Origin of the sequence: Corynebacterium sp. NML 120412, from assembly GCF_002285155.1 — a bacterium.
Taxonomy (GTDB): Bacteria; Actinomycetota; Actinomycetes; order Mycobacteriales; family Mycobacteriaceae; genus Corynebacterium; species Corynebacterium gottingense.
On record NZ_NSGL01000001.1, the window covers coordinates 883,799 to 897,253 of the forward strand.

At 68.0% G+C, this 13,455-nt stretch carries 10 protein-coding genes; 6 read left to right on the forward strand and 4 right to left on the reverse strand.

Going from position 1 to position 13,455, the window contains the following annotated elements; all coding sequences use genetic code 11:
* The first annotated feature begins 23 nt into the window (after nucleotides 1-23).
* Nucleotides 24-716, forward strand: coding sequence for a resuscitation-promoting factor Rpf1 domain-containing protein (locus CKJ84_RS04050; protein ID WP_095546017.1), 693 nt, complete (start codon nucleotides 24-26; stop codon nucleotides 714-716).
* A 93-nt stretch (nucleotides 717-809) separates the two neighbouring features.
* Here CKJ84_RS04050 and CKJ84_RS04055 read toward each other — a convergent pair whose 3' ends face one another.
* Nucleotides 810-1,004, reverse strand: coding sequence for a hypothetical protein (locus tag CKJ84_RS04055; RefSeq protein WP_095277162.1), 195 nt, complete (start codon nucleotides 1,002-1,004; stop codon nucleotides 810-812).
* A gap of 67 nt (nucleotides 1,005-1,071) precedes the next feature.
* Between CKJ84_RS04055 and CKJ84_RS04060 the strand changes: the two genes are divergently transcribed.
* Nucleotides 1,072-2,685, forward strand: coding sequence for a helicase-associated domain-containing protein (locus CKJ84_RS04060; protein WP_233125477.1), 1,614 nt, complete (start codon nucleotides 1,072-1,074; stop codon nucleotides 2,683-2,685).
* 51 nt (nucleotides 2,686-2,736) lie between these two features.
* Nucleotides 2,737-3,156, forward strand: a complete 420-nt coding sequence (locus tag CKJ84_RS12440) for a hypothetical protein (protein WP_233125478.1) — start codon at nucleotides 2,737-2,739, stop codon at nucleotides 3,154-3,156.
* A gap of 4 nt (nucleotides 3,157-3,160) precedes the next feature.
* Here CKJ84_RS12440 and CKJ84_RS04065 read toward each other — a convergent pair whose 3' ends face one another.
* Together CKJ84_RS04065 and CKJ84_RS04070 are read right to left on the reverse strand one after the other, a co-directional pair.
* Nucleotides 3,161-4,753, reverse strand: a complete 1,593-nt coding sequence (locus tag CKJ84_RS04065; RefSeq protein ID WP_095546018.1) for an FN3 domain-containing metallophosphoesterase family protein — start codon at nucleotides 4,751-4,753, stop codon at nucleotides 3,161-3,163.
* A 136-nt stretch (nucleotides 4,754-4,889) separates the two neighbouring features.
* Nucleotides 4,890-7,718, reverse strand: a complete 2,829-nt coding sequence (locus tag CKJ84_RS04070) for an FAD-binding and (Fe-S)-binding domain-containing protein (protein ID WP_095546019.1) — start codon at nucleotides 7,716-7,718, stop codon at nucleotides 4,890-4,892.
* A gap of 143 nt (nucleotides 7,719-7,861) precedes the next feature.
* On the opposite strand from CKJ84_RS04070, the gene CKJ84_RS04075 reads away from it, so the two are divergent.
* Nucleotides 7,862-8,047: a hypothetical protein gene (locus tag CKJ84_RS04075; RefSeq protein WP_095546020.1), complete on the forward strand. Its 186-nt coding sequence runs from the start codon at nucleotides 7,862-7,864 to the stop codon at nucleotides 8,045-8,047.
* 12 nt (nucleotides 8,048-8,059) lie between these two features.
* Here the strand turns inward: CKJ84_RS04075 and CKJ84_RS04080 are convergent, their stop codons facing one another.
* Nucleotides 8,060-10,930, reverse strand: a complete 2,871-nt coding sequence (locus CKJ84_RS04080) for an FAD-binding and (Fe-S)-binding domain-containing protein (protein ID WP_095546021.1) — start codon at nucleotides 10,928-10,930, stop codon at nucleotides 8,060-8,062.
* Between the two features lie 174 nt (nucleotides 10,931-11,104).
* Between CKJ84_RS04080 and CKJ84_RS04085 the strand changes: the two genes are divergently transcribed.
* Nucleotides 11,105-12,745, forward strand: coding sequence for a DNA repair helicase XPB (locus CKJ84_RS04085; RefSeq protein WP_095546022.1), 1,641 nt, complete (start codon nucleotides 11,105-11,107; stop codon nucleotides 12,743-12,745).
* 11 nt (nucleotides 12,746-12,756) lie between these two features.
* Nucleotides 12,757-13,401, forward strand: a complete 645-nt coding sequence (locus CKJ84_RS04090; RefSeq protein ID WP_095546023.1) for a DUF3239 domain-containing protein — start codon at nucleotides 12,757-12,759, stop codon at nucleotides 13,399-13,401.
* Nucleotides 13,402-13,455 lie beyond the last annotated feature (54 nt).

The window sequence follows — 13,455 nt, forward strand, 5'->3', positions numbered from 1 at the left end:
TACCAAGAGAGGATTTTTCACCTATGGGTCGCCACTCCAAGCAGACCACTTCCCCGGCCAAGAAGGCCCTCGCAGGCACCGCAGCGGCAGCAGCCCTTGCAGGTGCCGGCGCGCTTGCTCCGCAGGCATCCGCCGCTCCCGACTCCGACTGGGACCGTCTCGCAGGCTGCGAGGCCGGCGGCAACTGGCACATCAACACCGGCAACGGCTACTACGGTGGCCTGCAGTTCAACTACGGCACCTGGCAGGCGTACGGCGGCGGCGAGTTCGCCCCGACCGCGGACCAGGCCACCCGCGAGCAGCAGATCATCGTCGCCGAGCGCACCCTGGCGCAGCAGGGCTGGGGCGCATGGCCCGCTTGCTCCGCCAGCCTCGGCCTGAACTCCGCGCCGACCAACCGCGACGCGCAGGCAGCCCAGGCAGTCCAGCCAGCTCCGGCCCCCGAGTCGGCTCCGGCGCCCGCACCGGCCGCCCCGGCTGAGCAGGCTCCGGTCCAGGAGGACACCACCCTGGCCGTCGACGAGCTGTACTCCCAGGTTGTCACCACGCTGAACAACGCCGGCCTCGGCGTCCCGGCGCAGGTCCACAACACCTACGCCGCGAACCGCCACGACTACAACGCGTTCTACAAGGCGAACCTGCCGCTGATCGACGCCGTCTTCAACGGCAACATCAACGGCATCATCGCCCAGGTGCAGGCACAGGCACTGCGCTAAACGGCTAAACGGCGGCTGTGCAGCGCACAGCAAAGCGCCTCCGCGGATCCCTGTTGGGGAACCGGGGAGGCGCTTTTTCGTGCCGCGGGCGCGCTAGCGGTTGATGCGCGTGGTCGGGTGCACGTAACCGGTTTCCTCAGCCGGCATCGGCAGCACGAGCTCGTTGCCGAAGGGGCTGGAGGCGCCGGCGATCTTCGAGGAAATCTCCGTCACGGGGTGACCATTACCTGGGGTGTGCTCAGGCCACGCCGGGTTTGCGCGACCGATCTTCTCTACATCTTTAGCCATGCCCCTTATTCTGTCACGTCCGTGGACAAAACGCACGCAAAGTCACCCACTAAGCTTGTACACCGACATGACTGACTTCGCCGACGCGCTCAACCAGCTCACCCCCGACGCCCTACGCCGCCTCATCGCCCTGCGCCCGGACGTGTTCTTCCCGCCTCCGCCCTCGCTGGCGTCGCTGGCCACGCGCCTCACGCAGCCCGCCTCCACTGCCCGTGCGCTGCGCGCGCTCAACGCCGCAGACCTCGCCACGTTGGAATCGCTTGTCGACGCCGGTGCCGAGCTCTCCCCCACCGATCCCGTCCCCTTCGGCGACACGACCCGGCTGCGCGACGCAGCGCTCGTCTACGACGGCGGCGCTGCTGGCTCCGGCGAGCTGGTGCGCGTAGCCCCCGGTGCCGTCGCTCCCCTGCCCCAGGCCTGGCGCGTCGCCGACCGCCCTCCGGCCGACCTGGACGCAAAGCTCGCGGCCCTCGATGCGCGCCAGCGCAAAGTGATCGAGTCGCTGGCCGCAGGCGGCGGCATCGGCTTGTCCAAGGCCGCCGCGCCGGACGCCGACCCCACTACTCCCGCCGCCCGCCTCGTCGCGGACGGACTCCTGGTCCGCATGGACGCGCACTCCGTCCGTCTCCCCGAACCAGTTCTCCTCGCCTTCCGCGGGCGCACCCCGCGCGTCCACCCGCTTACCGCCCCGCCGGAGCCAGAGGCAGACCAGACGACCGTGGACCGCGACGCCACCGCCGCGGGCCTGGAAGCCGTGCGACAGGCGCGCCAGCTGCTCACCCGCCTGCTGCGCACACCCGCGCCGCTGAACAAGGACGGCTCCGTGGGCGTGCGCACCCTCGCTGCGCTGACCAAGGAGCTCGGGTTCGACCCCGGCCTCACCATCACCGTCGGCGAGGCCGCCGGCCTCATCGGGCGCGGCCCGGTCGACGACTCCCGCACCGGCGCGGACGACACGAACGCGCTCGCCGCCACCAAGGACGCGTTGAGCTGGCTCGACGCGCCGATCTCGGACCAGTGGGCGATCCTCCTCGCCGGCTGGCTCGCCTCCCCGTGGCGCCTTGACCAGGGCCGCCTGCTCAGCACCGAGTCGCGCCAGCCGGACCTGCGGCGCACCCGCGAGGTCGTCGCTCGCCACGGCGGCGACATGGAGCAGCTCCTCTTCCACGCCCCGCTCGATACCGCGGGGCTGCGCCCGGAATTCGTCGCTCAGCTCGCCGAAGAGGCGCGCACATTCGGCGCCCTCGCCCCCACCCCGTCCACGCCGCTGCGGGTTCTGCTCGCGCGCGGCGACGTCGCCGCGGCCACCCGCGAGCTGGTCCCCGCGGAAATCGACGCCGTCATCGCCCAGGCGGACCTCACCATCCTCGCGCCTGGCCCCCTCCCACCGGCGATGGCGTCCATGCTCGAATCCTTCGCCCAGCTCGAGTCACCCGGCCTGGCCAGCGTCTGGCGCGTCAGCGACGCCTCCGTGCGCCGCGCCCTCGACGCCGGCCGTACCGCCGACGAGCTCAAGGCATGGCTCGAGGCCCACACCCTCGGCGAGGTCCCGCAGGGGTTGGGCTTTTTGCTTGACGACGTCGCGCGCACCCACGGTGCCGTCCGCGCAGGCTCCGCGCTGAGCTACCTGCGCAGCGAGGACCCGGCCGCACCCGCGGCCGCCGCGCAGCGCTGTGTCTAAGAGACAGAGATCGGCAGGGCGGCGTGGAGGGAAAGAGGGGAGGCCATAGTGGTGGATCCGCTGCTGATCGCCCGGCTTCGCGACGCCGGCCTGCAACCGGCCGCCGAAGACGCCGACGGCGCCACCATCGACCTCGCCCCGGAACCGGCGCTGGTGCGCGCGACACCTGCAACGTTGGCGCGCGACTACCAGATCGACGAGGGCCGCGTGGAGCAGCTCGTCGGGGCGCTGACTGCGGGAGCGAAGGTGGCGTCGACAAGCGACAAGGAGACCCCCGCAGAGGTGTTGCGCGCGGCGGCGCGCGGACGGCGCCACGTGCGCGTGACCTACTACTCCGGCGCCGGCGAGCAGCGCCAGCTCGCGGCGCTGCCGCTCTCGGTGCGGGAGGGGCGGGCCGACCTGCTCGACGAGGCGACCGACAAGGTCGTCCGCCTCCCCATCGCCCGCGTGGCCGGGGTGGAGCTGGTCTAGCCCCTTACGGGAGCAGGTTGTCCAGGTTCACGCCCGGGATCAGGCCCTGCTGCGCGGCCCAAGCACCGCCACCCAGGATTGCGAGCAGGCCGGCCAGCACGCCCAGCGCGATGGCCAGGGCGTTGTCGGAGGAGCCGCCCTCCTGCGGGTCCTGCTTGCCCTGATCACCCTGGCCCGCAACGTCGGCAGCGCGGGTCAGGGTGAACTCGTCGACGCGGTCGCCGGTGGTGTACTCGAAGGTGGAGACCTTCAGACCTTCCGGGGTGACCTCAACGTTGGTGTAGTTGGGCACCTCCTGCTGGTTCCACAGCGCGGTGTAATCGCGGATGGTCTTTTCCTTGACCGTCTGGTCGAAGGACTCCTTGGTGTCCTCGTCGCGCTCGCCCTTCTTGAAGTCGAAGAACTGGTAGTACTTCGAGCCGGAGCCGGAGTTGGTGGTGATGTACTGGACCTCGCCCGGCTTCTTCGCCAGGGTCTCGCCGATCTTCGCCTCGCGGCCAGAGTCAACCGGGGTGTAGCCGTTCATGAGGTGGGAGCGGGCGTAGATGTGGTCGTGGCCGCCGAGCACCAGGTCGACGTCCAGCTCGGAGAGCACCGGCGTCATGCGCTCGCGCCAGTACATGATGCCGCGGTCCTCCTGGTGGTACGCCTGGGAGAAGGTGGAGTGGTGGTAGGTCACGATGACCCAGTCCTTACCCTCGCCCTGCTCCTTGACGGTGCGGCGCAGGAAGTCAACGTCGTCGTCCAGATCCTCCCAGTCGTTGGAGTCCAGGGAGATGATCAGCGCGTTGTTGTGGGTGAACCAGTAGTTCTCGTCCTCCTGGTTGGGCAGGTTGTACATCGCCTCGTAGCTCGGCGCGTAGTAGTTGTCGTGGTTGCCCATGTTCACCGCGGTGCGGTAGGAGCGCAGCTCATCCGGGGAGATGAATGCCTCGTGCTCGTGCAGCGCGGAGTGGTTCGCCTGGTCGCCCGCGGAGAGGATGAAGGAGGTGTCCGGGAACTGCTTCGTAGCCTTGGTGACGTTGTCGTCCCAGCCCTTGGTCTGCGCCTTGAGGTCCTTGGTGGAGTACAGCTGCACGTCGCCGAAGAGGAGGAAGTTCCACTTCTCGGCGTCGGCCTTGTCCGTCTTGAAGGTGTAGGTGTCGGACCAACCGTCCTGCTCGCTTCCCACGCGGTAGGAGTAGGAGGTGCCCGGCTTCAGGCCGGAGATGGTCGCCTTGTGCTCGGCGATGGTGTTGAAGACCGGCTCAACCTCGGGGTTCTTCAGCTTGCCTTCGGTGAGGGAGACGACGGAGTCCTTAGAGGTAGCGGCCACGACCTCACCCTTGGCCACGTCGGTGCCCTCCGGCGCGAACTGCACAGACTGGCCGGTGATCCCCTTCTGGGTCACCCAGTTGAGCATGGCCTCGTTCTCGTTGCCGCCCACCTGCAGGATTACGCCCTTCGGAGACTTCTCCGGCAGCGTGAACGGGCTGTGGAAGTTGTCGGCGATGTACTCGTTGGTCACCTCGCGCTGCTCAGCGGAAGCGGCGGGGACGAGGATGCCGGAGACGGTAACAGCTGCGGCGGTGGCGAGTGCGAGCGAACGGGAACGCATCACGGTGAAGCTCCTTCAATGCGGGGTTTCAGATGACTGACAGTCAGCCATTGAGGTTCACGCACTCTAAATTAAGGCAGCTCCCAGACCGCGGCCACCGGAGCGGAGTGGCTCCGGTCACAGTGGCGTCGATAAGCTAACGGCTCACGCGCTCCAGCAGCTCGAGGACGTGGTGGTAATCCTCGCCCGTCGCGCTGGTCAGGCCAAGCTCACAGGTGCGGTTCGACGACGCGTGGTGCCGCGCGCCGAGCTGCTCCACCTCGCGGGCCTCGCGCTTGGTCGCCGACTCGGTCAGCTCCGGGTGCAGCATGCCGCGGTCGCCCGCGTAGCCGCAGCAGTTCCAGTCCGCGGGCACATGCACGTGCTCCGCCGCGTGCTCCGCAACTGCCACCAGCTGCTCGTTGATGCCCAGGTGCGTCGAGGAACAGGTGGGGTGCAGCGTCACCGAATCCAGCTTCTGCGGCACGGTGAGCTTGTCCACGACGTGCTGCTCCACGAACTCGATCGCGTCGAGGACGGTGATGCCCACCTTCTCCGCCATGCCCTGGAAGCCCTGGGTGCACGACGACGCGTCCACGACCACGGGGAGCCGGCCGCCGTCGGTCGCTGCCATGAGCGCTTCCTGGGCGCGTTGCTCCATCACGTCGTGTCCCTTGGCCATGCCCTTGGAGGACCACGGGGTGCCGCAGCACAGCGCGTCGATCTCCTCCGGGACGATGAGCGCCAGCCCGGCGCGCTCCACCAGGCGGGCGAACGCCTCCGAGGCGCCCACGCCGTCGCCCTGCGGGCCGAACATGGAGTTCACGCAGGCCGGGACGAAGACGCCAACCGGCTCCGCAAACTTGCTGCCAATGCGCTCGCCGAACGCCTTCGAGCGGGTCCGGCCGCCCTTGGACAGCTCGGGACGGTACTCGGGCACGGTGTCCTCGCCGACCAGCGCGCGGGCGACGTCCGTCACCTTCTGCACCAGGCCGGTCGGCATGTAGTGCGCGCCGGTCAGCGCGACGGAGGCCACCTTGTTCGCCGGCGCCCACGCCTTCGCGGCCGCGGCCCAGCCCTCGTTCTCCAGCGTCGTGGCCTGCTCGCGGCGCAGGGACTTGATGAACTTGCCGGTATCAATGCCCACCGGGCAGGCGGTGACGCACATCGAATCCACCGCGCACGTGTCAATGCCCTGGTACTGGTAGGCCTTGTCCAGCTCGCGGACGGTGTCCATGTCGCCGTCGAGGAGCGCCTGCGCGCGGGCCCGGCGCACGACGATGCGCTGGCGAGGGGTCATGGTCAGGTCGCGCGACGGGCACACCGGCTCGCAGTAGCCACACTCGACGCAGCTGTCGATGGCGTCTTCGACCGTGGCGGACAGCTTCATGTTGTGGAGGTGCTCCTCCGGGTCATCGGTGATGATGACGCCCGGGTTCATCGTGCCCTGCGGGTCGACCGCGCGCTTGAGCTGCACCATGACGTCGTAGACCTCGTCGCCGTACTGGCGGCGCACGAAAGGCGCCATCACGCGCCCGGTGCCGTGCTCGGCCTTCAGGTTGCCGTCCGCGCCGAGGATCAGGTCCACGAGTGCGTCGTTAAAGCCGTTGTAGCGAGTGAGGTTCTCCTCGCCCTCGAAACGGTCCGTGATGAGGAAGTGGATGTTGCCGTCCTTGGCGTGGCCGAAAATGACGGCGTCGTCGTAGCCGTACTGGTCAAACATCACCTGCAGGCCGGAGCACGTGTCGGCCAGGTCTCCGACCGGGACGACGACGTCCTCCAGCAGCGCGGTCGTGCCGGACGGACGGGCCTCGGCCACCTGGGCGTAGAGGCCTTTTCGGAACGCCCACGCCTTCGCCGCTGCCGCCGCGTCTGTCGAGAACACTGCCGGGTTTTGCAGATCCAGGTTGCGCAGGATCTCGGCGCCCTCCTTTTCGCGGGCGCGCAGCTCCTCTTCGTCGTCGGCGTGGTACTCGATGAGCAGCGCGGCCTGGCCGTCCACGTCAAAGCCGGTGATCTCCTGCGGGACGGACGCGAAGCTGCGGCCCACCTCGATGGAGTGCGAGTCCATGAGCTCGAGCGTGGCAGCCTTGGAGGCGAAGAGGTCGGGCAGGCTGCGCGTCGCCGCATCAATGCTCTTAAACACCGCCACCGACGTCGTCTTCACCTTCGGCACCGGCACCGTGCGCAGCACCGCCTCCGCGATAAACGCCAGCGTGCCCTCAGAGCCGATGAGCAGGTGCTCGAACACCTTCACCGGTTCCTCGAAGTCCAGGAACGCGTTGACGCTGTAGCCCATCGTGTTCTTCAGCGCGAAGTGGCGCTCGATCTTTGCCACGGATTCGGGGTTCTCGCGCACACGCTTCTGCAGGCGGACAATCGTGTCGAAGAGCTCCGGCTCCTGCGCGCGGAACTGGTTGTTCGCGTCCGCATCCGCCGTATTGATCACGGTGCCGGAGGGCAGCACGAACGTCATGGACTCCAGCGTGCGGTAGGTGTTGAACTCGGTGCCGCAGGCCATGCCCGCGGAGTTGTTCGCGATCACGCCGCCCAGGGTGGCCGCGCTTTCCGACGCCGGGTCCGGCCCCAACTTCCGGCCGTACAGGTTCAGCCGAGCGTTCACGGAGCGCACCGTCGCGCCGGGCTGCACGCGGACCCGGTTGCCGCGGTCAAGGACCTCGACGTCACGGAAGTGCTTGCGGACGTCGACAAGCAGGCCCTTGCCCCCGCCCTGGCCCGATAGCGAAGTACCGCCAGAGCGCAGCACCACCGGAGTGCCCGAGGCGCGCCCGGCGCGGAAGACGGCGGCGACGTCGAAGGCATCGCGCGCCTCCACGACGGCGTCCGGGGTGTACAGGAAGTGCGAGGCGTCGTGTGCGTACTTGATGCGGTCCACCAAGCCGGTGTGGACGGTGTCTTCGGTGCCGAGTTCACGGTGCAGGGTGTCGGTGAGGTGCGTGTCGGTTGCGGGAATCGTGGCAGTCATACGCGGAATGTTACGCCGTGTGGTGGGCAAATAGTTGGAGTTAATACATACCCAACGTCACGTTAGCCCGGCAACTGTATTGTGCATCACTACCCCACAGAGGAACAAGCGCCCGCGACGCTCTCGAGGCCCCGGCGCTCGACGTGCTCGCAACACAAGATCGCGACCCCTTTGAGCAGGCCATCCTTTTTATCACGTATGCGTTTGATAAGCCGGGGGTCTTCACCAAGTGGTTCTGGGATGCCGATGCCCAACGTCTCGCCATCAACGCGGAGACGTGGCCGGCGGTGGCAAACGCAGTCAACCCATTCCGCCCGCGCCGCCGCTAAGCTGCACGCACGCTAGCGCGTCGCGCGCTCCAGCAGTTCCAGCACGTGCTCGTAGGGCTCGCCCGTGGCCTGCGTCATACCCAGCTCGCACGTGCGGTTCGACGACGCGTGGTACCGCGAGCCCAGCTCCGCCACCGTCTTCGCTTCGGCGCGAGTCGCCGACTCGGTCAGCTCCGGGTGCAGCATCCCGCGGTCACCCGCGTACCCGCAGCACGCCCAGTTCACGGGGATCTGCACCTGGTCAGCCGCCGCCTCGGCCACGGCGCGCAGATCCTCAACGGTGCCCATGTGCGCCGACGAACACGTTGGATGCAGCGTCACCGACGGCAGCTTCTCGCTCACCTCGAGCTCGCCTAGCGCCTCGCGCGCGATGTAGGTGACAGCGTCTAGGACCTCGATCCCCGCCGTTTCGGCCAGGTCGGCCACGCCGTGCGCGCACGACGAGGCGTCCACCACCACCGGCAGCCGCCCGCCGTCGGTGGCGCGCAGCAGTGAAGCGCGCACGCGCTCCCCCATCACCGCGTGGCCTTCGGCCATGCCTTTCGACGCCCACGGGGTCCCACAACACAACGCATCCACATCATCGGGAACGAGCAGCGCCAGTCCCGCGCGCTCGGCAAGCCGCACGAACGCCTCCGTGGCACCGATGCCGTCACTTGCCTGCCGCTCCGGCCCAAACATGGCGTTCACACACGCAGGCATGAAGACCGCCGACGGGCGCGCGTACACGTCGCCCACCACGGACCCCAGCGTCGAGCGGCGCCGCCCGCCCTTGCCCAGGTGCTTCTGGTACTCGGGCACAAGCTCGGCGCTCGCCAGCCCGCGGGCCACATCGGTGACCTTCTGCACCAGCCCGGCCGGGAGGTAGTACGCGCCGGTCAGCGCCCTCGATGCGTTCGCGGTGACGGCGTCCCACTGTTTCGCGGCCGCCTTCCAGCCGGCCTGCGCCGCCCTGCCGTTGCGCTGCTCGCGGAGCGACTTCACAAACTTTCCGGTGTCAATGCCCACCGGGCACGCGCTCACGCACATGGAGTCCGCAGCACAGGTCTGCTCCCCCTCGTACACGTAGGCTTCGTCCAGTTCGCGGGCGGCGTCCACGTTGCCGTCGGCAAGCGCCTTGGCCCTGGCGCGCCGCACCACGATGCGCTGGCGCGGCGTCATGGTGAGGTCGCGCGACGGGCACACTGGCTCGCAGAACCCGCACTCGACGCACCGGTCGACGGCCTCCTCCACGGTGGGGTTGAGCTTCATATTGTGCAGGTGCTCTTCCGGGTCCTCGGAGATGATCACGCCCGGGTTCATCGTGCCGCGTGGGTCGACGGCGCGCTTGAGCGCCACCATCACCTCGTAGAGCTCGTCGCCGAACTGCTGGCGCACAAACGGCGCCATCACGCGGCCGGTGCCGTGCTCCGCTTTGAGGTTGCCGTGGCGGCCGATGATCAGGCTGGCCAGGTCATCGTTGAAGCCGTTGTAGCGGGCCAGGTTCTCCTCTCCCTCGAAGCGGTCCGTAATGAGGAAGTGGATGTTGCCGTCCTTGGCGTGGCCGAAGATGACGGCGTTGTCGTACGCGTAGGTGTCGAACATCTGCTGCAGCTCGAGGCAGGTATCCGCAAGATCCGCGACGGGCACGACAACGTCCTCAAACAGGGCGGTCGTGCCTGAGGGGCGCGCGCCGGAGACCTGCGAGAGCAGCCCCTTCCTGAACGCCCACGCCGTGGAGTAGAACGCCGGGTCGGCGGAAAACTCCGCGGGAGTCTGCAGCCGCTGGCTGGCCAAGATCTCCGCGCCGCGCGCCTGGCGAGCGCGCAGCTCCTCGTCCTCCTGCGCGTGGTACTCAATGAGCAGTGCGGCGTGGTCGTGGACCTCGAAGCCCTGGATCTGCGGCGGAACCTTGGCAAAGGTGCGCCCCGCCTCGATGGAGCAGGAATCCATGAGCTCCAGCGTTGCCGCCTCGGAGTCGAACAGGTCCGGCAGCGTGCGGGTGGCGGCCTCGATGGAATCGAAGACCGCGATGGTGGTCGTTTTCAGCTTCGGGTCCGGGATGGTGCGGAAGATCGCCTCCGCCACGAACGCGAGCGTGCCCTCGGAGCCGATGATGAGGCGTTCGAAGACGTCGAGCGGGTCGTCAAAATCGAGGAAGGCGTTGACGCCGTAGCCCATCGTGTTCTTCAGCGCGAAGTGACGCTGAATCTTCGCCACGGATTCCGGGTTCTCGCGCACGCGCCGCTGCAGGCGCACGATGGTGTCAAAGATGTCCGGTTCCTGCTCGCGGAACTGCCGGGACGCGTCCGCATCGGCGGTGTTGATCATGGTGCCCGACGGCAGGACGAACGTCATCGACTCCAGCGTGCGGTACGTGTTGAACGTGGTGCCGCAGGCCATACCGGAAGAATTGTTCGCAATCACGCCGCCCATCGTCGCGGCGAACTCGCTGGCAGGGTCGGGGCCGATTTTGGTGCCGTAGAAGGCCAGGCGATTATTTACCGAACGCACCGTCGCACCGGGCTGCACGCGCACGCGGGCGCCGTTGTCTAAGACTTCGATGTCGCGGAAGTGCTTGCGGACGTCGACAAGCATGCCCTCGCCCCCGCCCTGGCCCGAGAGCGACGAGCCGCCCGAGCGCAGTACGACGGGCATCCCGGTGCGACGGCTGGCGCGAAAGACGGCGGCGACGTCCGCTGCGCTGCGCGCCTGGATCACCGCCTGCGGGGTGTAGAGGTAGTGCGACGCGTCGTTGGCGTACTTGACGCGGTCGATCAGTCGCGTGCTCACCGTCTCCGCGGTACCGATTTCCGCCTCGAGGGCGGCGGTGAGCGCGGCTGAAGATACCGCGCTCGTTTGGTGATTCGAAACAGGTTCTTTGCCGGAAGTGATGACCGTCATACCGTTCGAGCCTAGTGCGTCCAAGGCGGGCGGTGGCGGTTTTTCGATGAACGGAACGACAAACCCCCGCCACCCCCGCGCCTCCGGGACTCCGACGCGGACGACGGAATGCTCCCCGCAGCCAGCCGGTTACACTACTCAGCAGCACCTATACCGCGGACAGAAAGGATCCCCATGCCCCTCGGCGACGGCCCGCTTATCGTCCAATCGGACAACACGGTCCTGCTCGAGGTTTCACACCCGGACGCGCCGAAGGCCCGCGCCGCGCTCGCCCCGTTCGCGGAGCTTGAGCGCGCGCCCGAGCACATTCACACCTACCGGATCACCCCGCTCGCGCTGTGGAACGCGCGCGCCGCCGGCTTCGACGCCGAGCAGGCCGTGGACACGCTCGAGCGGTACTCGCGCTTCCCCGTCCCGCAGCCGTTGCTCATCAGCGTCGCGGAGACGATGGCGCGCTACGGCCGCCTCAAGCTCTTCCAACACCCCGCCCACGGCCTCGTCCTCGAGGCGGATGAGGCCGCGCTGCTCACCGAGGTCACCCGCAGTAAAAAGGTTCGCCCGCTCATCGGCTCGCTTATCGACGCCACGTCCGTCCCCGTCCACCCGTCCGCCCGCGGCCAGATCAAGCAGGAACTGACCAAGCTCGGGTGGCCCGTCGAGGACCTCGCCGGGTACGTCGACGGCGAATCGCATCCGATCCAGCTCGACCAGGACGGCTGGGCACTTCGCGACTACCAGCAGTACGCCACCGAATCCTTCTGGGAGGGCGGCTCCGGCGTGGTCGTCCTGCCCTGCGGCGCTGGCAAAACGATCGTGGGCGCGGCCTCCATGGCGCAGGCGCAGACCACCACGTTGATCCTGGTGACCAACACCGTGGCCGGCCGCCAGTGGCGCGACGAGCTCCTGCGGCGCACCACGCTGACTCCGAACGAGATCGGCGAGTACTCCGGCGAGAAGAAGGAAATCCGCCCGGTCACGATCGCCACGTACCAGGTGGTCACCCGCAAGACCAAGGGCGAATACCGCGCCCTCGAGCTCTTCGACTCCCGCGACTGGGGCCTCATTATCTACGACGAAGTCCACCTCCTCCCCGCCCCCGTCTTCCGCATGGCCGCCGACCTGCAGTCGCGCCGCCGCCTCGGGCTGACCGCGACGCTCGTGCGCGAGGACGGCCGCGAAGACGACGTCTTCTCCCTCATCGGCCCGAAGCGCTACGACGCACCGTGGAAGGAGCTGGAGATGGCCGGCTACATCGCCACCGCTGAATGCGTCGAGGTCCGCACCGCCCTCACGCAGGAGGAGCGCCTCACCTACGCCACCGCGGAGACCCGGGAGCGGTACCGGCTCGCGGCGTGTTCGAAGGGGAAGCTGGGGGCCGTCGATAAGCTGCTTGCTCAGCACGAGGGCCAGCAAACGCTCATCATCGGGGCCTACGTGGACCAGCTTGAGGAGCTCGCTGCGCGCATCGACGCGCCGCTCGTGGACGGCAAGACGAGCACGAAGCAGCGCGAGCAGACGTTTCAGGCCTTCCGCGACGGCGAAGTATCCACGCTCGTGGTGTCCAAGGTGGCGAACTTCTCCATCGACCTGCCCGAGGCGGCCGTTGCAATCCAGGTCTCCGGCACGTTCGGCTCGCGCCAGGAGGAGGCACAGCGGCTCGGCAGGCTGCTCCGCCCCAAGCACGACGGTGCCGAGGCCGTCTTTTACACCGTGGTCGCGCGCGACACACTCGACGCCGAGTACGCGGTACACCGCCAGCGCTTCCTCGCCGAGCAGGGCTATGCCTACAGATTGGTCGACGCCGCCGACCTATAGACTGGTCGCCCATGAGCACGTTTCACTTCGACGTTGACGAGGAATATGCCAAGCAGCACAACGAACTGCTCCGTGACACCAAGAGCATGGTGCTCTCCGGCATCGCGCTCTTCGTCCTCAGTATCGCCAGCGGCATCGCCGCGTGGATCTTCATCGACCCAACGTCGCCGTGGCGCCTCCTCGCCTCCGTCGGCCTGATCCTGTTTGGCGTCATGATGCTCATCGTCGCACTCATGTTGCCCAAGTCAGTGGGCAAGACGCAGACGCTTTACGACGCCCACCCGCTCGCCCCCGCCATCATCACCGAAAATGTCGGGACGACCCTCACCTTGACCGCGCTGGTGAACATGAACGCCTCCGACCGCGGCCCCGCCCGCTGGGCACTCACGTCCCGCGTGGTCAAGCGCATCCCCAACACCCACGACACGGTGGGCACGAAGGTCCCCGTCATCGCCGTAGGCGGCCAGCGCTCCACCCGCGACAAGCACACCTGGCAGGTCATCACCCCGATGCCCATCGCCTGGGCCACCCCCGATACCAAGGAGGTTTCGCGCGCACGCGCCACGATCCCGCAGGACCAGTGGCAGCGCCTGGAGAAGGCGCGCAAGGACTCCGAGCTGGTCACTGCCGCGAAGAACACCCTCGTGGAACTCTAGGGAGTTCTTCGCCGCCCAGGACGCACAACGCCTGCCTTCCTTGAGTGAAGGTGG

What these genes read in the sequence shown, in the direction of transcription:
- CKJ84_RS04050 (WP_095546017.1), top strand. Translation starts at nt 24, where the DNA reads ATGGGTCGCCACTCCAAGCAGACCACTTCCCCGGCCAAGAAGGCCCTC.
- CKJ84_RS04055 (WP_095277162.1), bottom strand. Translation starts at nt 1,004, where the DNA reads ATGGCTAAAGATGTAGAGAAGATCGGTCGCGCAAACCCGGCGTGGCCT.
- CKJ84_RS04060 (WP_233125477.1), top strand. Translation starts at nt 1,072, where the DNA reads ATGACTGACTTCGCCGACGCGCTCAACCAGCTCACCCCCGACGCCCTA.
- CKJ84_RS04065 (WP_095546018.1), bottom strand. Translation starts at nt 4,753, where the DNA reads ATGCGTTCCCGTTCGCTCGCACTCGCCACCGCCGCAGCTGTTACCGTC.
- CKJ84_RS04070 (WP_095546019.1), bottom strand. Translation starts at nt 7,718, where the DNA reads ATGACTGCCACGATTCCCGCAACCGACACGCACCTCACCGACACCCTG.
- CKJ84_RS04080 (WP_095546021.1), bottom strand. Translation starts at nt 10,930, where the DNA reads ATGACGGTCATCACTTCCGGCAAAGAACCTGTTTCGAATCACCAAACG.
- CKJ84_RS04085 (WP_095546022.1), top strand. Translation starts at nt 11,105, where the DNA reads ATGCCCCTCGGCGACGGCCCGCTTATCGTCCAATCGGACAACACGGTC.
- CKJ84_RS04090 (WP_095546023.1), top strand. Translation starts at nt 12,757, where the DNA reads ATGAGCACGTTTCACTTCGACGTTGACGAGGAATATGCCAAGCAGCAC.